Genomic DNA, 25,614 nt, shown 5'->3' on the forward strand with positions numbered 1-25,614 from the left:
TGGCCGAACTGTCGAGGATGCCCTGTCATGTCTTTCCCCCGTCCGCTGCCGCTGGTTGTCGCCGTCCTCGGCCTCACCGCCTGCGCCACCAAGGCGCCGGAGAATGCGGTGGCCATGAACCAGATCCAGGTCATCGGCACCCACAACAGCTATCACGCCGGCATCGCCCCCAATGAGGCGGTGTTGTGGAAAAAAGCCCATCCTGAGCAGTACGCCGCCCTGGACTACCGTCACCAGCCCCTGGCGGCGCAGCTGTCGGCCGGGGTGCGCCAGGTGGAACTAGACGTCTATGCCGACAGCAAGGGCGGGCTGTACGCCCACCCCGCCGGGCCCGGCCTGGTGACCCAGGCCGGCCTGCCGGCCGACCCGCCCTTCGATCCCGGCCATGTCATGGACTTGCCGGGCTTCAAGGTCCTGCACATGCAGGACATGGACTACCGCAGCACCTGCCAGCCCTTCACCGCCTGTCTGGCCGACATCCACGCCTGGTCGCAGGCCCATCCCGGCCACGTCCCCCTCTTCATCCTGATTGAGACCAAGGAGGAGATGCTGTCCCTACCCGTCCCCACCGTGACGCCGGAGGCGCTGACGCCGGCCGGCCTGGACGCCCTGGACCGGGAAATCCTATCGGTGTTCAAGGCGGAGGAGATCATCAGCCCCGACCGGGTGCGGGGCGATGCCGCGACGCTGAACGCCGCCATCCGGACACGTGGCTGGCCCAGCCTGGAGGCGGCGCGAGGCAAGGTTGTCTTCCTGCTGGATCAGAGGAAGGTCACCGCCCGCTACCTGGAGGGCCACGCCGGCCTGAAGGGCCGCGTCGCCTTCACCAACGCCCAGCCCGGTGACGCCGACGCCGCCTTCATCGAGATGAACGATGGCCCGGGCGACGCCATCACCGCCCTGGTGCGCCAGGGCTACCTGGTGCGCACCCGGTCCGACGCCGACACCAAGGAGGCGCGGGCCAACGACACCCGCCACCGCGACAGGGCGCTGGCCAGCGGGGCGCAGATCGTCAGCACGGACTATCCGGCTTCGGAACCAGCCGACACCGGTTTCGTCGTCAGCCTGCCGGGTGGGGGCGCCGCGCGCTGCAACCCGGTGACCGCGGGTGACGGCTGCGGCACGGGGCCGCTGGACCGATAGGGACTGGAGGCCGCTTGCCAGGGGCTGAACCCCTTCTCTATTCTTCACGCACAATAAACATCGGAAGCGGCAGGCGATGAAGAAGACGAGCAGATGGGCGGCGTTGGCTTTCGGCACGGCGCTGAGCCTTCCCTTGGCAGGTGCGGGCGGCGCGGCCGAGGCCACGAAGCCGGAAGGCATCAAGGTCGACCTGACCCGGCCCGACTGGGTGGCCTTCCGCAACCTGTACCAGCAGTTGGTGCAGACCAACACCACGCTGTCGGCCGGCAGCTGCACGGTGGCCGCGCAGAACATCGCCAACCGGCTGGTCGCCATCGGCCTGAAGAAAAGCGACGTGCGCGTGCTGGTGCCGGAGGGCCGGCCCAAGGACGGCGCGCTGGCGGCGGTGCTGCCCGGCACCGACAAGACGGCCAAGCCGCTGTTGCTGCTGGCCCATATCGACGTGGTGGAGGCCAAGCGCGAGGATTGGCAGCGCGATCCCTTTACCCTGGTGGAGGAGAACGGCTATTTCTACGGGCGCGGCAGCAGCGACGACAAGGCCATGGCCGCCGTCTTCGCCGACCTGCTGATCCGCCTGCGCCAGGAAGGCTTTCGGCCCAAGCGCGACATCAAGCTGGCGCTGACCTGCGGCGAGGAGACCAGCGACACCTTCGACGGCGTGGCCTATCTGCTGGCCCATGACCGCGACGCGGTGGAGGCGGAGTTCGCCCTGAACGAGGGGGCCGGCGGCCGGCTGGACAAGGACGGGAAGTACCTGGCGCTGGAAATCCAGGCGGGAGAGAAGGTCTACCAGGACTTCACGCTGGAGACGACCAACCCCGGCGGCCACAGCTCCCGGCCCAGCAAGGACAACGCCATCTATCATCTGGCGGCGGGCCTGAACCGGCTGGCGGCGTTCGACTTCCCCGTGGCGCTGAACCCGGTGACCAAGGCCTATTTCACCGCCCTATCCCCGGTCATCGGCGGTCCGGTGGGGGCCGACCTGCTGGCCATCACCAAGGACAATCCCGACCCGGCCGCCATCGCGCGCGTCAGCCAGGACGCCGGCTGGAACAGCACGCTGCGCACCACCTGCGTCGCCACCATGGTGAACGCCGGCCACGCGCCCAACGCCCTGCCCCAGCACGCCCAGGCCAACGTCAACTGCCGCATCCTGCCGGGGCAGCCGCTGGAGGACGTGCGCCAGACCCTGGTCAAGGTGCTGGATGATCCCGCCATCAAGGTGACGGCGGTGGGCGAGCCCAGCCCCGTCTCCCCCCGCCGGTCCTGACGCCCACGGTGCTGGACCCGGTGAAGGAGGTCGCGGCCAAGATGTGGCCCGGCGTGCCGGTGGTGCCCACCCAATCCACCGGCGCCACCGACGGCCGCTTCCTGAACGCCGCCGGCATCGCCACGTACGGCCTCAGCGGCATGTTCCGCGACCCGGACGGCAGCGGCGTCCACGGCCTGAATGAACGCATCCGCGTGCGATCGCTCTATGAGGGGCGGGAATTCTTGTACGCGGTGGTGAAGAAGTACGCGGGGTGAGCCCGTGGACGACTGTTAATCCATTGGCCTGCCATACTGTTAGGCCGGTGGTGCGGTAAACGCTTGTGCAGGAAAGCGGGGCCTTGGCCTTCGCTTTCCTACGACTGGGCTATCCCATCCTTCGTGGAGAACTCCCCGTCAACGGCGGCTTACCTCTCCCCCCAACATCTTCACGATGGCCGAGAAGTCCAGGTGCCCGTTGCCCGCGGCGGCGAACAAGGCGTATAGCGCCGCCGCGTTTGCCCCCAAGGGCGTGGCGGCGCCACTGGAAGCGGCGGCGGCCTGGGCCAGCTTCAGGTCCTTCAGCATCATGTCGACGGCGAAGCCCGGGGCGTAGTCGCGGTTGGCGGGCGACGTGGGCACGGGACCGGGCACGGGACAGTAGGTCGTCAGCGACCAGCACTGGCCGGAAGAGGTGGAGCTGACGTCGAACAGCTTCTGCCGGTCCAGGCCCAGCTTGTCGGCGAGCGCAAAGGCCTCGGATACGGCGATCATGGATATGCCCAGGATCATGTTGTTGCAGATCTTGGCGGCCTGGCCGGTGCCGGGGCCGCCGGTGTGCACCACCGTCTTGCCCATCTGCGACAGATAGGGCCGCGCCCGCTCCATCGCCTCGTCACTGCCGCCCACCATGAAGGTCAGCGTTCCGGCCGCGGCCCCGCCCGTGCCGCCGGAAACGGGGGCGTCCACCATGGCGAAGCCCCGGGCGGCGGCGGCGGCGGCCACGGCGCGGGCGCTGTCGACATCGATGGTGGAGCTGTCGATCAGCAAGGCGCCGGGCGCCGCGGTGTCGAAGACGTTGCCGGCATCCTCATAGACGCCGCGCACATGACGGCCAGCGGGCAACATGGTCACCACCACATCGGCACCCGAGGCGGCGTCGCCGACGGAGCCGGCGATGACGCCACCGGCCTCGGCCAGGGCGGCCAACGACTGGGGCGCCAGATCGAAGCCCACGACGGTGTGGCCGGCCTTCAGCAGGTTGCGGGCCATGGGCAGGCCCATGTTGCCCAGGCCGATGAACGCGATGCGGCTCATGATCGTTCTTCTCCCGTAATGATTATTTATGCGGGCGGCATGATGCCGCCGTAGGACCCGACTGGGTCCGCCGCAGCTTTTCGGGAAGCGTCAGCGGACTGGAAAGCGAGGAAGCCCCAAGACACGCATAAGGGCCGCCGGACGGCGGTGCCCGGCGTATGAGGGGGCATATCAAGCCTTCGCCAACAGGCGGCGGGCGATGATCAGGCGCATGATCTCATTGGTGCCTTCCAGGATCTGATGCACCCGGACATCGCGGACGTAGCGTTCCACGGGGTATTCGCGGATGTAGCCGTAGCCGCCATGCAGCTGCAGCGCCTCGTTACAGACCTGGAAGCCCACATCGGTGGCGAAGCGCTTGGCCATGGCGCACCAGGTGGTGGCTTCCGGATCGCCGGCGTCCAGGGCGACCGCCGCGCGATGCACCATCAGGCGCGCGGCCTCCAGTTCCGTCGCCATGTCGGCCAGGCGGAACTGCAGGGCCTGGAAATCCGCCAGCTTGCGGCCGAAGGCCTCGCGCTCGCCCATGTAGCGGGTGGCCAGGTCCAGGCAGGCCCGCGCCCCACCCAGGGAGCAAGAGGCGATGTTGATGCGGCCGCCGTCCAGGCCCTTCATGGCGATGCCGAAGCCCGCGCCTTCCGCCCCCAGCCGGTTTTCCACTGGCACGCGGCAATCCTCGAAAATCACCTGGGCGGTGGGCTGGCAGTTCCAGCCCATCTTCCTTTCCTTCTTGCCGAAGCTGAGGCCCGGCGTGCCCTTCTCCACCACCAGGGCGGAGATGCCCTTCGGACCCGGCCCGCCGGTGCGCACCATGACGACGTAGAGGTCGGAGACGCCGGCGCCGGAGATGAAGGCCTTGGACCCGTTCAGCACATAGTGATCGCCATCCCGCACCGCCTTGGTGCGCAGGGCGGCCGCGTCGGAGCCGGAGCCAGGCTCCGTCAGGCAGTAGCTGGCAACCAAATCCATGGTCATGAGACCCGGCAGGTACCGCGCCCTAATCGTGTCGTTACCGAAACGATCGATCATCCACGCCGCCATATTGTGGATGGACAGGAAGGCCGAGGTGGCGACGCAGCCGGCGGACAGCTCCTCGAACAACAGGGCGGCGTCCAGGCGGGTGAGGCCGGAGCCACCATGCTCCTCCCCGCAATACAGCCCGCCCATGCCCAGGGCCGCGGCGGCGCGCAGGGCATCAAGCGGGAAGATTTCCTTCTCATCCCACTCGGCGGCGTGGGGCGCCAGATGCTCGGCGGCGAATTCCCGCGCCATGGCCCGGAACGCCCGCTGTTCCTCCGTCAAACCGAAGTCCATGGCCCTATCCTCCCTGTTCTTATTTTCGGACAACGCGGCGTCAGGCCATGTTCAGCATGATGGTCTTCTTATGGGTGAAGTGTTCCAGCATGGCCTCAAGGGTCGCTTCCTTGCCCAGGCCGGAGGACTTCACGCCGCCGTAGGACAGGTTGGGCTGCACCACGAGGTTCTGGTTCACCTGCACCAGGCCGGCCTGAAGGCGCTGGGTGGCGTCCAGCGCCGTCTTCAGGTCGCGCGTCCAGATGGTGGCAGCCAGGCCGAATTCGCTGTCGTTGGCCTGGGCGATCACGTCCTCGTACTCCGTGAAGCGGATGACGCAGGTGACCGGCCCGAATATCTCCTCCCGCGCCAGACGGCTGTCGTTGGTCATGCCGGTGAAGATGACGGGGCGGACGTACAGGCCCTGGGCCAGGGCGGCGTCATTGGGCAGGGCGGAGCATTCATGCGCGGTGGCGCCGGGGGTGCGCTTGCCCTCAGCGATGTAGCCCTGGACGCGGTCGAACTGCTGCGGCGAAACGATGGTGCCGATATCCGTCTTCTCATCCAGCGGGTCGCCCATGACCATGGCGTCCACCTTGGCCTTCAGCGCCGTGACGAAAGCGTCGTGCAGGCTGTCGTGCACGAAGATGCGGCTGGCGGCGGTGCAGCTCTGCCCCTGGCGGGTGAAGCGCATGCCGGTGACGGCCCCGGCCACCGCCGCTCCCAAGTCGGCGTCGCCCATGACGATCATCGGGCTCTTACCGCCCAGTTCCAGGGTGACGGGGATCAGCTTGTCGGCGGCCGTGCGGCTGACGATGCGGCCGGTCTCGACCGAGCCGGTGAAGGTGACCTTGGCCACCTTGGGATGCGCCACCAGCGGCGCGCCGCAGTCGGGGCCGAAGCCGGACAGGATGTTCAGCACACCGGCCGGCAACACCTGGGCCATGATCTGGCAGGCGCGCAGCACGGCGAAGGGCGCCTCTTCCGCCGACTTCACCACCACGGTGTTGCCCGCCACCAGCGCCGGGGCGATCTTCAGCGCCATCAGCATCATGGGCACGTTCCAGGGTATGATGGCGCCCACCACGCCCAGGGGCTCGCGCACCGTCAGGGTCAGCATCTTGGGGTTGAAGGGCACCGTCTCGCCCTTCAGCTCACCACCCAGGCCGCCGAAGAAGGTGAAGGCGTCGGCCAGCACGCCGGCCTCGACCCGGCTTTCGGTGCGCAGGGCCTTGCCCGTCTCCAGCGCCACCAGGCGGGCCAGTTCCTCGGTATGGGCGGTCAGCAGGCGGCCGCATTGCGCCACCAGCCGGCCGCGCTCGCGCGCCGGCAGGGCCTTCCACGGCCCGCCGGCCTCCACCGCCGCCGCCACGGCGGCATCCACGTCGGCGGCCTCGCCATAGGCGGCGCGGCCCATGACCTCACCCTTCGCGGGGTTGACGACGTCGAAGGTCTTGCCGGAGGCCGAGGCCACCAGGCGCCCGCTGATCAGGTGCTTGCCCGACAGCTCGGCCGCCAGGGCATACGGATCCAGCTGCGGGGCGAGAGAGGTGGCGGTGCTGCTCATGGGGGTTCACTCCTGTTTATTCTGTATCGCGGTTCCGGCTGGGGCCCGGGAGACGCGCTCTGCTGGAGACATGGCACGGCCCCGCGCAGATCGCCATTATCCGGGCGGGAAGCCGGACGACATAGGTGGCAAGTACGCGAAACGGCTGTGCAAGAATGCGCAGACGCGGCGCCCCGGCCCTGGGGAAAAGACGCATATGAGCCTCAGTCTATCACCAGGCTGACGCCCCCGACGCTGGGGTCCGAACCGGGTCTGGGTGGGCGCCGGGAGATCAAGGTGACGGTATCGGCCAGCGGCGCCCCGCCCGCCGGGGTGGCCAGCGCGGGCAGGCGGCTGGTGATGTCCAGCACCACGTCGCGGTGGCCGCCATCATCCTCCGCCGGCTGGCTGGCCATATAGGTGTAAAGGCCCAGGCGGCGGGCCTCATCCGCCGCATCCACCGGCGCGGTTCCCAATGTGCCGGCGAAGACCATCACCGGCGTGCCCGTCGGCGCGCGGCGGCGCACGTCATGGATGACCAACTGCACCCGATGGCCCTGGGCCGCGGCCGTCACGGCATCGGCCCAGCGCGCCGGGCCGCTCAAAGGCAAGGACCGGGGTGCCGCATCCAGGACCCAAGCCTGGCCCGCCGTCCGGCGTCCCTCGCCCTTTTCCACCAGCCAGGTGCCGAAGACCACGGCGACACCCAGCATTATCAATCCCGCGACCGGCACCCGCGTCATGACCGTTCCTTGATGTTACCCATCCTTAAACATCCGGTTGGTCCCATGAATACGCCCATTTGGTGGTAAACCGGCGCCTTTGCTGAACATGGCCGATCAGCGAGGCTGGGCGCGCTACGGGAGTAGCGGCGGGAAGGCGGCCATGTAACGCCATTAAAATTTGTTACCGCTAACAAAAGTCGCTTGACGACATCGCCGGATATAAATAATATTTATCCCAAGCGAACGGTCCTGCGGATCGATCGACCAAGATGGGGACGAAATACCCGAAGACGCGGCATCGCCCCCTGGGCGCGCAGCTGGCTGGCCCGATGGCCGCCACTTCCCGTTCCCCCATCGCCCGAGTTTCGCCGGCCCTGTCGGCACATCGCATCTGGCAAGTCCTGCAGAGGCCCGCTCATGGTCCGGCAGGGGTTACCCGATGGCCCTGAGAGAACCCTCCCGTTCCCAGGGTCTTATCTCCCCAAGCCGGGGCGCGCGTCGCCCCGGCTTCTTTTTTGTCCCACACCCCCAACCGACGCGAAGTTCCCAATTCCCTGGACGCATGTCATGCGCCAGGATGCGGGCGGGGAAAACCTGGGGGACTTCGACAATCATGCGTAGGCATCCGCTTGCCACCGCCGCCCTGGCGGTGGCCCTTTGCACGCCAGCCGTCGCGGCGGAAATCGCGAGCGCCAAGGCGCCAGCCGGCGACATCAACCTGGCGGCCCAGACCATCCCGGCCGCCATCGGCACCGACCCCGCCCCTGATTCCCAGCACCCCGCCCGCATGGCGGTGCTGCACATCCCGACCGGCGGCCGCACGGGCCACCCGGTGGAGGTCAACGGCGTCGCCTATCTGGCGTCTGGCGCCGGGGCCCATCCCACCCTGCTGTTGCTGCACGGCCTGCCCGGCAACGAGAAGAACCTGGATCTGGCCCAGGCGGTGCGCCGCGCCGGCTGGAACGTGGTGACCATGAATTATCGCGGATCCTGGGGCAGCCCCGGCAGCTTCCGCTTCGCCAACAACCCGGAGGACGCGACGGCGGCCCTGGCCTATCTGCGCGACCCGGCCCACGCCCAGGACCTGGGCATCGACACCGGCCGGCTGGTCATCGCCGGGCACAGCATGGGGGCCTGGACGGCGGCCCATGCCGCGGCCAAGGACGGCAAGCTGGCCGGCCTGATCCTGATTTCCATGGGCGACATCGGCGTCGTCGCCCACCTGCCCCATGATAAGCTGGTGGCGCTGGCCGCCGACAACCGGGAAGCGCTGGCGGGCGTCACGCCGGAAAGCATGGCCAAGGAAATGGAAAACCATGCCGACGCCTTCGCCACCGCCCCGCTGACGGCGCGCCTCACCGGCACGCCCCTGCTGGCCCTGACGTCGGACGATGGGCTGGCCAGCCACACCGACGCCCTGGTGGCGGGCATCCGCGCCCACGGCGGCACCCAGATCAGCACCGCCCACGCCGCCACCGACCACGGCTGGTCCGATCACCGCATCGCGCTGGAGGCGGCGGTGATCAACTGGTTGCAAAAGCTGGGTGGCTGAAAGGCGCGATCGCGGCTCACGGCAATCGCGGGCGCCTAAACGTAGGCGTCCGCCGTCCCCATGTGCTCCTGGACGTAGCGGCGAATGCCTTCCTCCAGTTCGGTGAAGGGGCGGTCGTAGCCGGCGGCGCGCAGGCGGCCCATGTCCGCCTGGGTGTAGTACTGGTACTTGCCCTTCAGATGGTCGGGCATGGGGATGTAGTCGATGCGCGGGGGCAAGCCCGCGGCGGCGAACAAGGCATGCGCCAGGTCGTTCCAGCTGCGCGCCTTGCCAGTGCCCAGGTTGAACAGGCCGCTGACGCCCGGGTTGTCATAGAGCCACAGCATGACGTCGACGGTATCGCCCACCCAGACGAAGTCGCGCAGTTGGCCGCCGTCGGCATAGTCCGGCCGGTCGGACGCGAACAGGCGCGCCGGCTCCCCACCCATGATCTGGGGATAGAGCTTGGCGGGGACGGAGCGCATGCCGCCCTTGTGGTACTCATTGGGGCCATAGACGTTGAAGAACTTCAGGCCCACATGCTGCGGCGGCGTGGGGGCCCGCTGATCGATCGCGGCGCGCACGCGGCGGTCCAGCAGGTGCTTGGACCAGCCATAGGGGTTCAGCGGGCGCAGGCGCGCCAGCGCCTCGGCCGAGGGATCGTCGTCGAAGCCCTGGGCGCCGTCGCCATAGGTGGCGGCGGACGAGGCGTAGATCAGGCGCACGCCCGTGGCGGCGCACCACGACCATAGGTCCAGCGTCAGGCGGAAGTTGTTCTCCACCACCCGGTCGGCGTCCGTCTCGGTGGTGGCCGATATGGCCCCCATGTGGAAGATGACCTCCACAGCGTCCGCATGGCGGTCCAACAATTCCGGCAGCTGTTCCGGCGTCACCAGGTCATGCAGGTTGCGCTTGGCGATGTTGCGCCACTTGTCCCCCTGGCGCAGCCGATCGACCACGACGATGGGGCCCAGACCCCGCTGCTCCAGGCCGGCCACCAGATTGGACCCGATGAAGCCGGCGCCGCCGGTCACGATGATCATGAACTGCTGCTTCTCGTGAAAAATCCCATGCCCGCCCCTGACGGAAGCGGGCATGGGCCTTGATAGGGGACCGCGCCGCCCAGGACAAGCCGTCCCACCGACAGGTCAGGGGGCGGCGTCAACCGGTCACGCGGATGCGCTTGGCGATGCCGGTGGTGCTTTGGTTGGGCACCAGTTCCACCAGCGCCACCCGGCCGCCGTGGGCCTGGACCACATCGGCGCCCACCACCTGGTCGATGGTGTAGTCGGCGCCCTTGATCAGCACATCGGGCATCACCTCGGTGATCAGCGCCAGGGGCGTGTCGTCCTCGAACAGGGCGACGGCGTCGACCGAGCCGAAAGCCGCCAGCACGATGGCGCGCGACCGCTCGTCCTGGATGGGCCGCTCCGGCCCCTTCAGGCGGCGCACCGACGCGTCGGAGTTGAGGCCGACGATCAGGCGGTCGCAGGTGGCGCGCGCGGCGGCCAGCAGCTGGACGTGGCCGGGATGGATCAGGTCGAAGCAGCCGTTGGTGAACCCCACCTTAAGGCCCCGGCGGCGCCAGCGGGCGATCTGTTCCCGCAGTTCCGCCCCGCCCAGCACCTTGGACAGATTCTGGCGATCATCCTGTTCGGCCAGGGCGTGCAGCAGTTCCACCGGGCTGACCACGGCCGTGCCCACCTTGGCCACCACCAGGCCGGCGGCGACGTTGGCCAGTTCCACCGCCTCGGCGATATCGGCCCCCGTGGCCAGCGCGGTGGCGATGACGGACACCACCGTGTCGCCGGCGCCCGAGACGTCGAAGACCTCCTTCGCCTCCGCCTGGACGTTCAGGAAGGTGCCGTCGCCCCGGACCAGGGTCATGCCCTCCTCACTGCGGGTGACCAGCATGCCCTCGATGCCATGGTCGCGCATCAGGGTGCCGGCGGCGGCCACGATCTCTTCCGTGGTCCTGGGGCTGTGCCCCACCGCGAGCGCCAGCTCCGCCCGGTTGGGCGTGACCAGGGTCGCGCCGCGATAGATGGAATAATCGGCGCTCTTGGGATCAACGATCACCGGCTTGCCGGCCTCGCGCGCCAGGGCGATCAGTTCCTTCAGCACCGGCGGCGTGAACACGCCCTTGCCGTAGTCGGACAGGATGACGACGTCGATGCCGGACAGATGCGCGGCCACGGCCGTCACCAGGCCGCGCTGCGTATCCTCCGCCACCGCCTCCTCACTGTCCCAGTCGGAGCGCAGCAGGTGGTGGCCGTCGGCCACGAAGCGCGTCTTTTCCGAGGTGCGGCGCCGGCCGTCCACCTGCAGGATGGAGGTGACCTGGGCGTCGGCCGCCACCAGTTGGCCCACGCGCACGCCGGCGGAATCGCTCCCGACGACACCGCCGAACACCACGTGGCCGCCCAGCGCCGTGATGTTGCGCACCACGTTGCCGGCACCGCCCAGCATGACGTCCTCATGCGCGTTGCGCAGCACGGGCACCGGTGCCTCGGGCGAGATGCGCCCGACCTTGCCGCGCACGAAGCGGTCCAGCATCACGTCGCCGATGACCATGACCCGACCCCCCGCCAGGCCCTCCACCGTGGAACTCAAACCGACAAAGCGGCTCATGGCTTTCCCATCCCCAGATTAAAACAGGCCACACATGATCCGCCCAGCTTAGCACACGGCCGGTGGCGCAGGGCAATCGGCCGCGCCCCCTTCAGCCCCGGCGGGTCAGGCCCACGCCGGCCAGGGCCAGGGCGAAGCCGGCCAGTTGCAGGGGCGTCAGCGTTTCGTGGAACAGGAAGAAGGCCTCCAGCGCCGCCAGCGGCGGGACCAGCAGCAGCAGCGCCGTGGCGCGCGTGGCCTCGCCATGGCGCACCATCCACACCAGCAGGGAGATGCCGACGACCGAGGGCCCCAGGACAGCCCAGGCCAGCGCCGTCCACAGCACCGGATGCGGATCCCAATGCGGCGTGCCCACGGTCAGGAACAGCAGGCAGACCACGCAGAGGGCGCCCAGGTTCTGCAGCGCGCCGGCCGGCCGCAGGTCGTCACCGGCCACGGAGGATTTCTGCAGCAGGGTGCCGATGGTGATGGACAGGACGCTGAGCACGGCCAGGGCCGCGCCCAAGGGCGGCAGCCCGTCGGTAGCAGCTGGCGGCAGCCCGCCCGCGGCGGATGGTGGCAAGCCACCCGCCCCGGCCGCCGCGTGCAGGGCCAGCTTCGGCGCCAGCACGCAGGCCACGCCGGCGAAGCCGATGGCCAAGCCCAGCCAGGCCAGGCGGCTGAGCCGCTGGCGGAACACCAGGGTGGTGATCAGCGCGGTGAACAGGGGCTGCAAGGCGCCCATCAGGGCCATGATGCCGGCGGCCAGTCCCTGGGCGATGGCCCAGTAGGAAAAGCCGATGTAGACGCCCTGCATCAGGGCGCCGGCCAGCATATGCAGGCCGGCCGCCCGGCCGCGGGGCCAGGAAACGCCAGCCGCCAGTGCCGCACCCGTGAAGAGCAGCGCCGTCAGGCCGAAGCGCGCCACCAGAAACAGCTGCACGTCGGCATAGGGCAGTACCGCCCGCCCCACCAGGAAGCCGGTGGACCAGATGAGGATGAACAGCCAGGGGGCGGCCCATCCCAGCAGGCGGGCCCGAAGGGCGATGGACGCGCCACCCCTCACGGCACGGCGGCCGCCAGGGCCCGGATATGGTCGGGCCCGATGCCGCAGCAGCCGCCGACGATGGCGGCGCCGGCATCCACCCAACGCCGCGCCCATTCGAGATAGCTGGCCGGTGTCAGGTCGGCGCGCAGCTCATCCAGGCCATCGTTGGCGGTGGCGTCCTTGGGCTGCGGCGGGAAGGCGTTGGCATACACCCCCAAAGGCAGCGGCGTGCCGGCGGCGGCGGTCCGCGCCGCGGCCAGGGCCGGCCCCATGACCTCGGGCTGGCTGCAATTGAACAGCAAGGCGGCGGCCCCCAGGGCGAGCGCCGCCTCGGTGGCCTGGGCCACCGTCTCGCCCCCGCGCAGGCGGGGATGGGTGGCGGCGTCGGCCTCCTCATCCTCCAGCGTGAAGGACAGCCACAGCGGCTTGGCATCCGACCCCAAGGCCGCGCGCACGGCCCGCACCTCCGCCACAGCGCTTTGCGTTTCCGCCAGCCACAGGTCGACGTGCGGCGCCAGGCCCCACACCAGGGGGGCCAGCAGATCCGCCGCGCGGGCGGCATCGAACAGGTCGGCCCGGTAGGAGCCGAACAGCGGCGGCAGGGATCCGGCGACGCGGGCGCCGGCCTTGGCGTCCGCCGCCTGCCGGGCCAACCGCCCGGCCAGGGAGGCGAGGGCCCCGCCTTGAGCGGCGAACCGCTCCTCCCCGATATGGAAGGGCACCAGGGCATAGCTGTTGCTGGTGATGATGTCGGCGCCGGCATCCAGGAAGGCGTCATGGGCGCGGCGCACGTAATCGGGCGCCTCGATCAGCGCGAGGGCCGACCATTCCGGCTGGCGGAAGGGCGCGCCCATGCGCTGCAATTCCCGTCCCATGCCGCCGTCCAGCAGGATCGTGCGCCGTCCCATCTCATCCTCCCCCGTTCAGCCCTGTCCCTGCCACACCGTCCTGTCATACCCCATCCAAGGCCAGCACGGCGAAACTGGCCAGCCAATGTTCGCCCATGTAGTCGGAGTCCAGATGCGGCAGGGCGTCGGCCAGATGCACGTCGGCCGCCGCCCGCGCCTGCACGGCCACGGGATCGTCCGCGTCCAGCTGGGCGGCGATGGCGCGCCAGCACCAGGCGCGGCTGAGGTTCAGGCCGTCCAGGTGGGCGATGGTGCCGTCGCTGCGATCGCTGACCGTGGCCGGGGTGAACAGTGTTCCCGGCCGGCCCGCCGCGACGCCGGGCAGCAGGCGGGCGAACCAGGCGCGGAACTCCTCACGCGGCAGCACGGCGGCCATGGCGACGGCGGAGGTCAGCACCGGCGACAGGAAGTCAGTGCCCGACGGCTCCCACACCTGGGCGTCGGCATCGCCGCCATACCAGGCCTGGGCCGTCCGGGTGATGAGGTCGGCCAGGCCATCATCACCCCGGCGGCGGGCATAGGCCATGGACAGGGTCAGGGCGAAGGCGGTGTTGATGTGCAGGCCGGTGCGGACCGGGTAGGTGGCCTTGGGCAGGTAAGCCTTCAGCCGGGCCACGATCTCCGCCGTCAGCGGCGCCAGCGCCGTGGCCCAGGCGGTGCCCACGGCCCCCATGCCGGTGCGGCGCAGTTCGGCGGCCAGCAGCAGATACCATGCCCAGCCGTAGGGCCGTTCGAAGGTGCCGGTGTTGGGGCGCTGGAAATAGACCAGCTCGCCCGCGACCTTTTCCGGGGTGTAGCTGCCGGCGAACAGGGCGCGGATGCGGTCGGCCACCGGGCTGTCGGGAAAAAGCCGCAGGGTGCGGGCCAGCAACCAATGGCCGTGGACGCAGGAATGCCAGTCCAGACTGCCGAAGAAGATGGGGTGCATGTCGCGCGGCGTCAGCGCGTCCTCCGGCCCGTTCAGGATATGGGTGATGACGTTGGGGTATTCGCGGGTGACGTGGCCCAGCGCGATCTCGGCGAACTGGACGGCGTGGGCCTCATCGAGGCCCGGGAAGACGGAGTCGGTCATTTGGGAAAGCCCAGGATTTGGATCAGGAGGGTGTTGGCCGCCAGGACCAGCAGGGCCGTCGGCACCTGCGCCCGGATGACCGCGTTGCGGTCCGGCAGCTCCAGCAGGGCGGCCGGGACGATGTTGAAATTGGCGGCCATGGGCGTCATCAGCGTGCCGCAGAAGCCCGACAGCATGCCGATGGCGGAGATGACGGCCGGGTCGCCACCGAAGCGCCCCACCAGCAGCGGCAGGGCGATGCCAGAGGTCATGACCGGGAAGGCGGCGAAAGCGTTGCCCATCAGGATGGTCAGCAGCGCCATGCCGCCGGTATAGGCGCACACCAGGGGGAAGCGGTGGTCCAGGGTCAGGTACTGGCCCACCAGCGCCGCCACGGCGTCACCCACCTTGGCGAGCGCGAAGATGCCACCCAAGGCCGCCAGCACCTGGGGCAGGATGGCGGCCCAGCCCACCAGTTCCACCAGGCGCCGCGCGTCGCGCAGGGGCGTGCCCGGCCGCTGGCGGGTATAGAGGGTAGTCGCCGCCAGAACGGCAACGATGCCCAGCGCCAACCAGATCAGCGTGCCCTGCTTGGGGTCCACCAGCGGCTGGCCGTTCCAGGTCAGGGCCGGGCCCCAGATGGTACCCGCCAGGGCGATGACCGGCGGCAGAAACAGGACGGGGAACAGCCAATAACCCCAGCGCCGGGCCTGCGCCTCCCGTTCCGCCTTTGGCGCCTCCGCCTCCGTCCCCCGGCCCATGAGGCCGAAGCCGCCCAGGACGCTGAGCGCCAGCACCAGGACGCCGTTGCCGAGGTCGCCCAGATGGTCGCCGGCCAGGAAGCTGAGCGCCAGCAGGGCCCAGAACAGGCCGGCGCCCAGACGCTTGGGGTTGCCGGCGTCGCGCGCCGAGCGCCAGGCGATGGCCGCGAACATCAGGCCGGCCAGGTCATAGGCGAGGGTGATGCCGATCATGACGGCGCCCCCTGCCCGGCCGGCGCGGTCTTGGCCGCCAAGCGGCGGTCCAGCAGCAGCAGGCGGGCGCCGTGCACCACCACGGCGACGAGGGCGGTGGGGATGGCCCAGACGGAGACGTCCAGGGGGCTGACCTCGATGCCGTTGGCGGCCAGGTAGCCCTTGATCAGGATGACGGAGCCGATGGCGACGAAGATGTCCTCACTGAAGAACAGGGCGATGTTCTCGGCCGCCGCCGCATGGGCCCGCACCAGGGTGCGCTCCGCCGGCGCCAGGGGCCGGTCCAGCGTCTCTTCCGCCACCGCCTCGCCCATCGGGGCCAGGACGGGGCGCACCATCTGGGCATGGCCGCTGAGGTCCTTGGCGCCCAGGGCCGCCAATATCTGGCGCAGCACGAAGAACACCAGGTAGGTGCGTCCCACCGTCGCGGCCTTCAGGCCGCCGATCAGGCGCTGCGCCTGCACCTGGATGCCCAGGCGCTCCAGCAGGCCGATCAGGGGCAGGAACAGGTAAACCAGGCAGATATAGCGGTTGGCGTTGAACAGGCGGCCGAAGGCGGCGACGATCTCCAGCACGCCCATGCCGGCGGCGAGGCCAGTGCCGAAGGCCGCCGCCACCGCCACCAGCAGCGGGTTGAGGCGGGCGGCGAAACCGGCGGCGACGATGGCGATGCCGACCAGGCTGAGCATCAGGCGTCGCCCTCGCCCACCGGCCCATAGCCGCCTCCCCCTGGCGTCTTGACCAGGATGGCGTCGCCCGGGTTCATGGCCACGGTGTCGGTGGCGGCCAGCACCTGGACGGTGCCGTCGGCCCGATGCACCTCCGTCACCCCCGGCGCGCCCGCGCCGCCACCGTCCAGGCCGAAGGGCGGCACGCGGCGGCGGTTGGACAGGATGGCGGCGGTCATGGGGGCGCGGAAGCGGATCAGCCGCTCCACCCCGTCACCGCCGCGGTGGCGCCCCGCCCCGCCGGAGCCGCGCCGAATGCCGAAGCGTTCCACCAGCACGGGGTAGCGCACCTCCATCACCTCGGGATCGGTCAGGCGGCTGTTGGTCATGTGCGTCTGCACCGCACTGGTGCCGTCGAAGTCGGCCCCCGCGCCGGACCCGCCGCAAATGGTCTCGTAATACTGGCGGGTGTCGTCGCCGAAGGTGAAGTTGTTCATGGTGCCCTGCGCGCCGGCCATGACCCCCAGGGCGCCATAGAGCGCGTCCACCACCACCTGGCTGGTCTCCACATTCCCGGCCACCACCGCCGCCGGGTAGGCGGGGTTCAGCAGGCAGCCGGCCGGCACCTTCAGCGCGATGGGCTTCAGGCACCCCTCGTTCATCGGGATCTCGTCATCCACCAGGGTGCGGAAGACGTAGAGCACGGCGGCCCGGCAGACGCTGAGCGGCGCGTTGAAGTTGGTTTCCAGTTGCGCGCTGGTCCCGGTGAAGTCCACCAGCGCGCGGCGCGCCTGCCGGTCCACGGTGACGGCCACCTGGATGACGGCGCCGTTGTCCATCTCATAGCGGAAGGTGCCGTCGCTCAGCACGTCGATGACGCGGCGCACCGCCTCCTCGGCGTTGTCCTGCATGTGGGCCATGTAAGCCTCGACCACGTCGCGGCTTACATGGCCCACCATGGCCGCCATCTCCTCCGCCCCCTTGGCGCAGGCGGCCACCTGGGCGCGCAGGTCGCCGATGTTCTGGTCGGGGTTGCGGGCGGGATAGCGGCCGCTGGCCAACAGGACCCGCGTCTCCTCCTCCCGGAAGCGGCCGCCCTCCACCAGCAGGAAGTTGTCGATCAGCACGCCCTCGTCCTCCACGGTGCGGCTGTCGGGCGGCATGGAGCCGGGGGTGATGCCGCCGATGTCGCCCTGGTGGCCGCGCGCCGCCACGAACACCAGCAGGCTGCCGTCGGCATCGAACACCGGCATGACCACGGTGACGTCGGGCAGGTGGGTGCCGCCGTTATAGGGCGCGTTCAGCATGTAGACGTCGCCGGGCCGCAGGCCCCGCCCGTCCCGGGACCGGGCGTCGACGATGGCGCGCACGCTGTCGCCCATGGACCCCAGGTGCACCGGCATGTGCGGGGCGTTGGCGATCAGCCCGCCCTGGGCGTCGAACAGCGCGCAGGAGAAATCCAGCCGTTCCTTGATGTTGACCGAATAGGCGGTGTTCTGCAGGGCGTAGCCCATCTGCTCCGCCACCGCCATGAACAGGTTGTTGAACACCTCCAGCATCACTGGATCCACGGTGGTGCCGATGGCGGTGCGGGGCGCCAAGGCCACCACCCGTTCCAGGACCAGGTTGGCGTGGACGTCCACCCGGGCGCGCCAGCCGGGCTCGATCACCGTGGTGGCCGTGGCCTCGCGGATCAGGGCGGGGCCATCCACCTCATGACCCGGCGCCAGGTGGGCGCGATCATAAACGGGGGTGACAGCCTCGGCCCCCGCCATATAGGTGCGGACTTGGGCCAAGGGCCGCGGCGCGCCGGTGGCCGTGTCCCCCTCCGCCGCCGTGATGCTGCCCCGGCCGGGACGGCCGATGGCCTCGGCCGCCAGGGCCTCCACCACCACGGCCTTGCCCGGCGCGGTGAAGCCGAAGCGGCGCTGGTGGGCGTCGGCGAAGGCGTCGGCCAACGCCGTGGCGTCACCGAAGGGCACGGTCAGGCCGGTGTCCGTGCCGGCGTATTTCAGCCGGGCGGTCAGCTCGACCGCCACGTCCGCCACCGGCACATCCTGGGCGGCCAGGGCGGCCTTGGCCTCCCGCGCCAGGGCGTCGGCCGGGGTGGCGAGATCCAGGTCCGCCGACAGGGGCTGTTCCACCGTGCGGTCGCGGATGACGCGCAGGTCGGCCAGGCCCATGCCATAGGCCGACAGCACCCCGGCGAAGGGATGGATCATCCCCCGCTTCATGCCCAGGGCGTCGGCCACCAGGCAGGCGTGCTGCCCCCCGGCGCCGCCGAAGCAGGCCAGCGTGTATTGGGCCACGTCGTAGCCGCGCTGGACCGAGATTTCCTTGATGGCCTTGGCCATCTTCTCCACCGCGATGGTGATGAAGCCTTCGGCCAGCTGATGCGGCGTGCGTTCCTCGCCCGTGGCCGCCTTGACCTCGGCGGCCAGCGCCTGGAAGCGCGCCTCAACGGCGGCCAGGTCCAGCGGCTGGTCGGCCCCGGGCCCGAAAACGTGGGGGAAGAAGGCCGGCTGGATCTTGCCCAGCATCAGGTTGCAGTCGGTCACGGCCAGGGGCCCACCCCGGCGGTAGCAGACGGGGCCGGGCACCGCCCCCGCCGATTCCGGACCCACGCGGAAGCGCGACCCGTCGAAGGAACAAACGCTGCCGCCGCCGGCGGCCACGGTGTGGATGTTCATCATGGGCGCGCACAGGCGCACGCCGGCCACGGTGGTCTCGTACGTCCGCTCATAGGTGCCGGCGTAGTGCGACACGTCGGTGGAGGTGCCCCCCATGTCGAAGCCGATGACCTTGTCGAACCCGGCCTCCACCGCCGTGCTGACCATGCCGACGATGCCGCCGGCGGGGCCCGACAGCACGGCGTCCTTGCCCTGGAAGGAACGGGCGTCCACCAGGCCACCGTTCGACTGCATGAACAGCAGCCGAGAGTCGCCATCATTGTCCCTGAGCGCGCCCGACACCTGGTCGACATAGCGACGCAGCACCGGCGACAGGTAGGCGTCCACCACCGTGGTGTCGCCCCGGCGCACCAGCTTGATCAGGCGGCTGGTCTCATGGCTGACCGACACCTGGGTGTAGCCGATGGCGCGGGCGATGGCGGCCACGCGCCTTTCGTGATCGTCGAAGCGGTAGCCGTGCATCAGAACGACGGCCACGGCGCGGTAGCCGGCGTCATAGGCGGCCCGCAGGTCGCGGCGGGTCGCGTCCTCATCCAGCGGCGTCAGCACCGACCCCTCGGCGTCCACCCGCTCCGCCACCTCCACCACGCGGGTGTAGAGGGCGTCGGGCAGGCTGATGTGCCGGTCGAACAGGCGCGGGCGCGCCTGATAGCCGATGCGCAAGGCGTCGGCGTGGCCCCGGGTGATGGCCAGCACCAGCGGTTCGCCCTTGCGCTCCAGCAGGGCGTTGGTGGCGACGGTGGTGCCGATCTTCACGGCGTCGATGTCGGCGGGGAAGGCGGGATGGTCCGCCAGCAGGGCGCGGATGCCGGCGACCGCCGCATCCTGGTATTGCTCGGGATTTTCCGACAGCAGCTTGGCCGTCAGCAGCCGGCCGTCGGGCCGGCGGGCCACCACGTCGGTGAAGGTGCCGCCGCGATCGACCCAGAATTCCCAGCCGGATCCGCCTGCCTCCGGACGCACTGCCGCCATGTCCCGTCTTTCTTTTTAAGTGCCTGCGGGAAAGCCATCCCCACGGGCCGCCTGATGCCGACGGGCCTTACCCTACCCTGGCGTCCCGTTCGGGACCAAGGTGGGATCGTTAGTGAAAGTGACCGAAAGAGCGCCGCCGTCGTTCCGAAAGTTCTGCCGACGGCGCTGTAAGCGGAATTATCTACTTGCCGGCCCGCCCTTACTTGGCGCGCTGGGCCTTCTTGAAGACGCTGGGCGTGCCGACGTACAGCAGCACCGCTTCCTGGTCCGTGCGGTTTTCCACCGTGTGCTTCATGCGGGCGTCGAAGTGCATGCTGTCGCCGGCCTTCAAGGTGGTGCGGGTGTTGCCGGCCGTGGCGTACAGCTCACCCGACAGGACGTAGCGGAAATGCTCCCCATTGCGGGTGTCCACCGGGAAGGCGTGGCCCGGCGGAATCTTCATCATGATGATGTCCAGCTTGCGGTCATCCAGATCCGACGCCAGGTCGATGTACTGGACGGGGCTGTCCACCTCGATGATGTTGGGCTTGGCGGCGCGGTGCACGATGGTGCCGGTGTTGGGCACCTGCATGAAAAAGGAGATGTCGACCTCCAGCGCCTCGGCCAGCGCCAACAGGGACACCAGCGAGGGAACGCTGAGATTGCGCTCCGCCTGGCTGATGAACGGCGCCGACAGGCCGGAACGGTCGGCCAGCTGCTGCAGCGTCAGGCCCATGTCCTTGCGACGCTTGCGGATTTGCTCCCCGATGGGCATGGACGGCTTTTTGGCCCGGGTACTCAAAATCTGCATTGGGACTCCTCGACCTTCCTCAACGGGCCGCCACCGGGGGAATGCCCGGCCGCCCCCACCTCCTCCTGAAACGCTAGGCCCCACTCCGGTACCGTTGGATCGGTCCGGCCCTATTTACCACTCGCACCGTCTTGCCCGGGCTGCCCCCAAAAAGCACGCTGGGGGGTTCAAAATTTTTGAACCAGAAAATTTTGCGTTGCCACCATAGGATAATCTTGTTCCGTGTCCACCCCCGGAACCTGGGGCCTGCATTGCGCAGAAATCCACCGTCCGGACACTTTATTGCGCACACCCCCGACCCGCGCGGGGCCGGGGGTGGCAGTTCCATCAGCCGCGCGGGGTCAGCAGGTCATCCAGGCGCGCCGGCGTGCCTTCCACCCGTTCCAGGTGCGGGTAGCGCAGGCCGTCGTGGTAGTCGATGCGCACGGTGCGATAGCGGTCACCGTTCTTGACGATCAGTTCCACCGCCGGGCCCTGGCCCTTGGCCGCCGTCACCGCCGCCTTCATGCGGTCGGCATCGTAGGCGACACCGTTGACCGCCACGACGGTGGTGCCCACGGTCAGGCCCACCTTGAAGGCCGGGCCGTTCCACTGGACGCTGGTCAGCATGCCGCCCTTGTCCAAGGCGAACCCCAGGGAATAGGTCATGTTCAGGGAACCCGGCGCCTCGTTGGCGCGGCTGGCCTCAGACAGCGGCTGGTCGGTGTAGACCAGCTTGTAGCCGCCGCGCGCCAGGCCATCCAGGGGGGCCGACTGGTGGGTGTCCAGGCGGGTGCGCAGGAAGGTCGCCCAGTCATAGGGCTCCACCTGGTTCAGCGTCTTGACCACGTCGTCGAAGGTGTAGGTGGCCGGGACGTAGCTGCCGTCGTTGACGCCGAAGAAGGCCTTGGCGAAATCGTCCAGCGAGCGCTTGCCGCCCGACCGCTCACGGATCAGGCTGTCGGCGTCCAGCCAGATCAGCTGGCCTTCGATGTAGTAGTCTTCGGCGCGCTGCCAGCTGATCCAGGGCGCCGGGCGCCGCATGGCCACGGTGGGGCCGTTGGTGGTGTCGGCCAGGTCGCGCCAGGCGCGGCCCGCCCGGGTTTCCAGGGTGGCGGCCACGCCGGCCAGGTTGTCCAGCGCCTGCTGCCGGGTGGTCAGGCCGGCGCGCGCGGCCAGCACCCAGCCCCAGAACTGCGTCTGGCCCTCATACACCCACAGGCCGCTGTCGCGCATGGGCACGTTGAAGTTGGGCGTCCACAGGTCCGCCGGGCGGCGATACTTGCCGTTCCAGGAATGGGTGTATTCGTGGGACAGCAGCTCATGTCCCGCCGACTTGTTCCAGTCGGTGAAATAGGTGGGCGTGGTGCCGTTCTCGCTGGAGCGGTGGTGTTCCAGGCCGATGTGGCCCAGCTTGTCGCTGAGCGCCAGCAGCATCTCGTAATGGTCGTAATGGCGGGCGCCGAACAGCTTGTCCGCCTGGACCACCAGGTTGCGGTGGAAGGCGATCTGGTCGGGCGTCGCCTCCAACAATTCCGGCCGGTCGGCGACGATGTTCAGGTGCATGGGCGACCGTCCGCCCGGATCCAGGTCCAGACGGCGGTAGTAGCGGCCGGCGAACATGGGGCTGTCCACCAGAGTTTCGAAGGGCACCGTCTTGAAGGTGGTGATGCCGTCCTTCCCCGCCTCCTTAGCCACGTCCAGCGCCGTGCCGAAGCCCCAGCCCTCCGGCAGCTTCACGCTGGCCTCCACCGGGATGCGGCGGGTGAAGTAGCCGGCGGGGTACAGGGCCACCGCGTTCCACTGCACGTTCGTCATGTCGGGCGTCATGACGATGCGGCCCTGGTTGTCGGCGGTGGGGGAAACGAACTGGAATTCCATCTCCAGCGCCGTGGCGCCCTTGGGCACATCGACGTGGAAGCCGTAGACCTCGACGGGATCGCGTTCCCATTCCACCCGCTGGCCGTCGGCGGCACCGCCCTTGGCATGGATGATCAGGCCAGCCAGCTTGTCGATGGCCCCGGTGGGGGAGTGGTTGCCGGGCAGCCACTTCGGGTACAGCAGGGTCATGGGGCCGGGCCCCTTCACCGGCACCGTCTCCTTCACCCAGAAGATGCGGCGCTCGGTATCCGTGGCATCGACCTGCAGGCGGATGGTCCCGGGATAAGCCACGTCCTGCGGCTCGGGTATGGGGGCCGCGGCGGGATAGGGCTGCGGCAGGACCTCATCGGCCCGGACCGGAACGGCCGACAGCGGGCTCATCAGGGCGGTACCGGCCGCCAGCAGGGCGGCCAGGGACAGGACGGAAGACTTCACGGACATCAAACCCCATCTTGTTGGCCCGCCCCGCGCAGGCATGTTGGCATGGGCCAAATCTTAGCTTAGCCCTTCAATTCATATGTAAAAATCTTGCATTGTTTCTTTAATAATTTGAATGGCGAAATTTTTGATACCCCGCGCTTCCGCGACGACGGGGTCAATCCAGCAGGCCGTCCAGGCTGGTTTCGGCGTCCGCGTAACTTTTGCTGGCAAGGACGATGGGCCGCTCATCCCTCAGACGATCCTGGTAGGTCGACTCGATGCGCTCATCCGTCCAGCCCCGGCGCCGGTATTCGGCACGGAAGCGCGCCCGGCGGCCCGCCTCGTCCGTGGCGACGTACAGGCGGCGGGTGGCCAGGGCCCGCCAGGCCGGCTGCGTCAGCGCGGGCACGCCCTCGACGATCAGGATATCGTCCGGCCCCAGGACGATCTGCTCGCGGCCCGGGTGGCTGGTCTGGGTCAGCACGTCGTAGCGCGGCGGGGTGATGGCCGTGCCCCGGGTCGTCACGGCGGCCAGCGCCTGGCCCGCCGCCGCCAGATCATAGCGGCCCAGGACGCCCGCGCCCCGCTGGTCATGGGATTTCAGCCAACTGTCCAGGCCCAGCACCACGGCCCGCTGGCCCCGCTGACCCAGGCGCAGGGACAGGCACTGCGCCAGCAGGCTCTTGCCCGCCCGGGCGAGACCACCGACCAGCACCACGTCGCCCGGCCCGATGCCGGCGGCCAAGCCGTCGAGATGGGCCGACAGCCCGGGCCAGACATCCAGGATGAAGCGCACGGCATCGGCCAGGTCGTCGACCACGACGTGCGGCTGGGCCGGACTTTTGCCGTCGCGCCCGCCATGGCCGTCGCGCACCAGGATGCCGCCCATGCCGCAGGCCCGCGCCAGGCCCATGTCGCTGGAGCTGTCGCCGACCATCCACGACCGGGCGATGTCGATGTTCAGGTCAGCCGCCGCCGCGCGCGCCATGCCCGGCCTGGGCTTGCGGCACTCGCAGCGGACCAGCAGCGACGGCACCCCGCCGGCCAGGGCGGGGTCGGGATGGTGGGGGCAGAAATAAATGCGGTCGACATAGGCATGCTGGGCGCCCAGCCCCGTTTCCAGCCGGGCGTGGATGGCGTCCAGCGTTTCCAGGCTGCACAGGCCCCGGGCCACCCCCGCCTGGTTGGTCACCACCGGGGTGCGGAAGCCCGCGCGGTTCAGCCGCGCCAGCGCCGGCGCGGCGCTGGGGATCAGCTCCAGCGCCTCCACCGCGTTGACGCTGCCCTTCTCCACGTTCAGCACGCCGTCGCGATCCAGGAAGACGGCCGGCTGGGGCCGGCGCAGGGACAGGCGATCAGGCAGGCCGCCGGCCACGTCCGCCCGCGCCCGGTCCAAATCGCCCGCCGAGGCGACGGGGCGGACATATTCCGGGCTGAGATGGCTTTGCACCGGGCGTCCCGCCCGCAACAGGCGATCCACCAGCGCCCGGCCGGAGAGGTCGCCGCCGGCCAACGCCCGCCGCTCCACGACATAAGGGCCTGGCCATGCCTGGTTATGGAAATCACCCAGGTGGGGCGGGAGATGGAGGCCCCGCACCCGGCCATCCTCCGCCCTGTCGACCAGGTCGGCCTCCGCCGGCCCGTCGCTGGGCCGAAGCAACAGGGTGGCGTCGGCGCCCTGGCGGCGGTGATGGTCCAGCAAGCGATCCAGGTCCACGTCCAACAGGACGTCGCCGGGCAGGACCACCATGGTCTCGGCCTCCACCACCCTGGGCACGACCCCGGGCGCCACCCGCACCGCCAGGCCCCAGCCGGCACCATCGCCGCAGTATCGGGCGACGGCGGCCGAGCCGCTCAGCACCAGCACGTCACGCAGGGTGGACCGGGCGATCATCGCCAGTAGTCGGCCCAGCAGGGCCACGCCGGCGATGTCGGTCAGGGCGGGAGTGTCGCCGTCGCCCGCAAGAATGACCACCTGGGCCGAATTCCCCATTCCCCTCTCGCCTCACCAGCGTCCCACCAGCGGGTTGCCACCATAGGAGGCGGGGGGCCGCCGGCGCAATAACCGCGACCGGCGGAACCGAACGGCCGGCCCGGCGCTTCTGCTGGGGTTGTGGGCGACCTAGGGGCCGCCCGCCCCCCTATCACCCTGCCCCCACGTCACCGTCATGAGGAGTTGCCATCATGAGGACCCTGACCGGCAAGGCGGCCGCCGCCTCCGCCCTGTGCCTGATGCTGTTCGCCCCCGCCATCGCCACCCCGGCGTCGGCGCAAGAGTCCGTGGGCGACAAGGCCAAGTCCATGGGCGAGAAGACCGGCGCCAATTCCGTGCTGGGCGTCACCCCGCGCACGGAGGACTTCGTGAAGGAGGTCGCCATCAGCGACATGTTCGAAATCCAGTCCAGCGAACTGGCGCAGCAGAAGGGCGACGAGGCCACCAAGTCCTTCGCCAGCCAGATGATCGCGGCGCACCAGAAGACGTCGACGGAGCTGAAGACCATCGTCACCGGCGGCACCGTGCAGGCGACCATCCCCACCGCGCTGGACAACGCCCACCAGAAGAAGCTGGACAAGCTGAAGAGCCTGAGCGGCGCCGACTTCGTGAAGCAGTATCGCGAGGACCAGGTGGGCGCCCACAAGGACGCCGACAGCGCCTTCCAGCGCTACGCCAAGGGCGGCGACAACGCGGCCCTCAAGGACTGGGCCGCCAAGACCGAACCCACCATCGCCCAGCACCTGGAGATGGCCAAGACCCTGGACAAGACGAAGTAAATCCCGGGATCACCGGCGGAACAGGGGCGGTCCCGCGCGGGCCGCCCC

Annotated in this window: 20 protein-coding genes; 5 read left to right on the top strand and 15 right to left on the bottom strand. The window is 69.6% G+C overall.

Annotation, left to right across the window (positions count from 1 at the left end; all coding sequences use genetic code 11):
* The first annotated feature begins 27 nt into the window (after nucleotides 1-27).
* The 3 genes from UAJ10_RS00710 (at nucleotide 28) to UAJ10_RS00720 (ending at nucleotide 2,670) form a co-directional block, all read left to right on the top strand.
* Nucleotides 28-1,143 (top strand): phosphatidylinositol-specific phospholipase C1-like protein, encoded by a 1,116-nt coding sequence (locus UAJ10_RS00710; protein WP_322913289.1) that lies wholly within the window; start codon nucleotides 28-30, stop codon nucleotides 1,141-1,143.
* A 76-nt stretch (nucleotides 1,144-1,219) separates the two neighbouring features.
* Nucleotides 1,220-2,413 carry a M20/M25/M40 family metallo-hydrolase gene (locus UAJ10_RS00715; protein ID WP_322913291.1) on the top strand — a complete coding sequence of 398 codons (1,194 nt, stop codon included), beginning with the start codon at nucleotides 1,220-1,222 and terminating at the stop codon, nucleotides 2,411-2,413.
* 8 nt (nucleotides 2,414-2,421) lie between these two features.
* A complete protein-coding gene (locus tag UAJ10_RS00720) occupies nucleotides 2,422-2,670 on the top strand; it encodes a M20/M25/M40 family metallo-hydrolase (RefSeq protein WP_322913293.1) in 249 nt (82 codons plus the stop codon).
* A gap of 138 nt (nucleotides 2,671-2,808) precedes the next feature.
* Here the strand turns inward: UAJ10_RS00720 and mmsB are convergent, their stop codons facing one another.
* The 4 genes from mmsB to UAJ10_RS00740 all read right to left on the bottom strand — a co-directional run bounded on the left by mmsB (nucleotide 2,809) and on the right by UAJ10_RS00740 (nucleotide 7,290).
* A complete protein-coding gene (gene mmsB / locus UAJ10_RS00725) occupies nucleotides 2,809-3,738 on the bottom strand; it encodes a 3-hydroxyisobutyrate dehydrogenase (RefSeq protein WP_322914478.1) in 930 nt (309 codons plus the stop codon).
* Between the two features lie 141 nt (nucleotides 3,739-3,879).
* Nucleotides 3,880-5,022, bottom strand: a complete 1,143-nt coding sequence (locus tag UAJ10_RS00730; RefSeq protein WP_322913295.1) for an isobutyryl-CoA dehydrogenase — start codon at nucleotides 5,020-5,022, stop codon at nucleotides 3,880-3,882.
* Nucleotides 5,023-5,062: 40 nt separating this feature from the next.
* Nucleotides 5,063-6,568, bottom strand: coding sequence for an aldehyde dehydrogenase family protein (locus UAJ10_RS00735; RefSeq protein WP_322913297.1), 1,506 nt, complete (start codon nucleotides 6,566-6,568; stop codon nucleotides 5,063-5,065).
* 203 nt (nucleotides 6,569-6,771) lie between these two features.
* On the bottom strand, nucleotides 6,772-7,290 hold the full coding sequence (locus UAJ10_RS00740) for a hypothetical protein (RefSeq protein WP_322913299.1): 519 nt from the start codon (nucleotides 7,288-7,290) through the stop codon (nucleotides 6,772-6,774).
* Between the two features lie 595 nt (nucleotides 7,291-7,885).
* On the opposite strand from UAJ10_RS00740, the gene UAJ10_RS00745 reads away from it, so the two are divergent.
* Nucleotides 7,886-8,824: an alpha/beta hydrolase family protein gene (locus UAJ10_RS00745; RefSeq protein ID WP_322913301.1), complete on the top strand. Its 939-nt coding sequence runs from the start codon at nucleotides 7,886-7,888 to the stop codon at nucleotides 8,822-8,824.
* Between the two features lie 35 nt (nucleotides 8,825-8,859).
* Here UAJ10_RS00745 and rfaD read toward each other — a convergent pair whose 3' ends face one another.
* The 11 genes from rfaD to UAJ10_RS00800 all read right to left on the bottom strand — a co-directional run bounded on the left by rfaD (nucleotide 8,860) and on the right by UAJ10_RS00800 (nucleotide 24,787).
* Nucleotides 8,860-9,846, bottom strand: coding sequence for an ADP-glyceromanno-heptose 6-epimerase (gene rfaD / locus UAJ10_RS00750; RefSeq protein WP_322913303.1), 987 nt, complete (start codon nucleotides 9,844-9,846; stop codon nucleotides 8,860-8,862).
* A 118-nt stretch (nucleotides 9,847-9,964) separates the two neighbouring features.
* Nucleotides 9,965-11,434, bottom strand: a complete 1,470-nt coding sequence (rfaE1, locus tag UAJ10_RS00755; protein ID WP_322913305.1) for a D-glycero-beta-D-manno-heptose-7-phosphate kinase — start codon at nucleotides 11,432-11,434, stop codon at nucleotides 9,965-9,967.
* 91 nt (nucleotides 11,435-11,525) lie between these two features.
* Nucleotides 11,526-12,479, bottom strand: a complete 954-nt coding sequence (locus UAJ10_RS00760; RefSeq protein WP_322913306.1) for a DMT family transporter — start codon at nucleotides 12,477-12,479, stop codon at nucleotides 11,526-11,528.
* Nucleotides 12,476-13,369, bottom strand: coding sequence for a homocysteine S-methyltransferase family protein (locus UAJ10_RS00765; RefSeq protein WP_322913308.1), 894 nt, complete (start codon nucleotides 13,367-13,369; stop codon nucleotides 12,476-12,478). Before UAJ10_RS00765 ends, UAJ10_RS00760 begins: the two co-directional genes overlap by 4 nt.
* A gap of 43 nt (nucleotides 13,370-13,412) precedes the next feature.
* Nucleotides 13,413-14,441 (bottom strand): DUF2891 domain-containing protein, encoded by a 1,029-nt coding sequence (locus tag UAJ10_RS00770; RefSeq protein ID WP_322913310.1) that lies wholly within the window; start codon nucleotides 14,439-14,441, stop codon nucleotides 13,413-13,415.
* Nucleotides 14,438-15,394, bottom strand: a complete 957-nt coding sequence (locus UAJ10_RS00775; protein ID WP_322913311.1) for a DUF979 domain-containing protein — start codon at nucleotides 15,392-15,394, stop codon at nucleotides 14,438-14,440. The genes UAJ10_RS00770 and UAJ10_RS00775 overlap by 4 nt, the downstream gene beginning before the upstream one ends.
* Complete coding sequence (locus UAJ10_RS00780) at nucleotides 15,391-16,083, bottom strand: DUF969 domain-containing protein (protein ID WP_322913313.1); 693 nt, start codon at nucleotides 16,081-16,083, stop codon at nucleotides 15,391-15,393. Before UAJ10_RS00780 ends, UAJ10_RS00775 begins: the two co-directional genes overlap by 4 nt.
* Complete coding sequence (locus UAJ10_RS00785; protein WP_322913315.1) at nucleotides 16,083-19,724, bottom strand: hydantoinase B/oxoprolinase family protein; 3,642 nt, start codon at nucleotides 19,722-19,724, stop codon at nucleotides 16,083-16,085. The genes UAJ10_RS00780 and UAJ10_RS00785 overlap by 1 nt, the downstream gene beginning before the upstream one ends.
* 199 nt (nucleotides 19,725-19,923) lie before the next feature.
* Nucleotides 19,924-20,514 carry a helix-turn-helix domain-containing protein gene (locus UAJ10_RS00790; protein WP_322913317.1) on the bottom strand — a complete coding sequence of 197 codons (591 nt, stop codon included), beginning with the start codon at nucleotides 20,512-20,514 and terminating at the stop codon, nucleotides 19,924-19,926.
* Nucleotides 20,515-20,841: 327 nt separating this feature from the next.
* The gene (locus tag UAJ10_RS00795) at nucleotides 20,842-22,815 is read right to left on the bottom strand and encodes a M61 family metallopeptidase (RefSeq protein ID WP_322913319.1); all 1,974 of its coding nucleotides are present in this window, start codon (nucleotides 22,813-22,815) and stop codon (nucleotides 20,842-20,844) included.
* Nucleotides 22,816-22,969: 154 nt separating this feature from the next.
* On the bottom strand, nucleotides 22,970-24,787 hold the full coding sequence (locus UAJ10_RS00800) for an HAD-IIIA family hydrolase (protein WP_322913321.1): 1,818 nt from the start codon (nucleotides 24,785-24,787) through the stop codon (nucleotides 22,970-22,972).
* A gap of 191 nt (nucleotides 24,788-24,978) precedes the next feature.
* Here UAJ10_RS00800 and UAJ10_RS00805 point away from each other — a divergent pair, with 191 nt between their 5' ends.
* Nucleotides 24,979-25,566, top strand: coding sequence for a DUF4142 domain-containing protein (locus tag UAJ10_RS00805; protein WP_322913323.1), 588 nt, complete (start codon nucleotides 24,979-24,981; stop codon nucleotides 25,564-25,566).
* Nucleotides 25,567-25,614 lie beyond the last annotated feature (48 nt).

This window comes from Nitrospirillum guaranorum (assembly GCF_034653275.1).
In the GTDB taxonomy this organism is placed as follows: Bacteria; Pseudomonadota; Alphaproteobacteria; order Azospirillales; family Azospirillaceae; genus Nitrospirillum.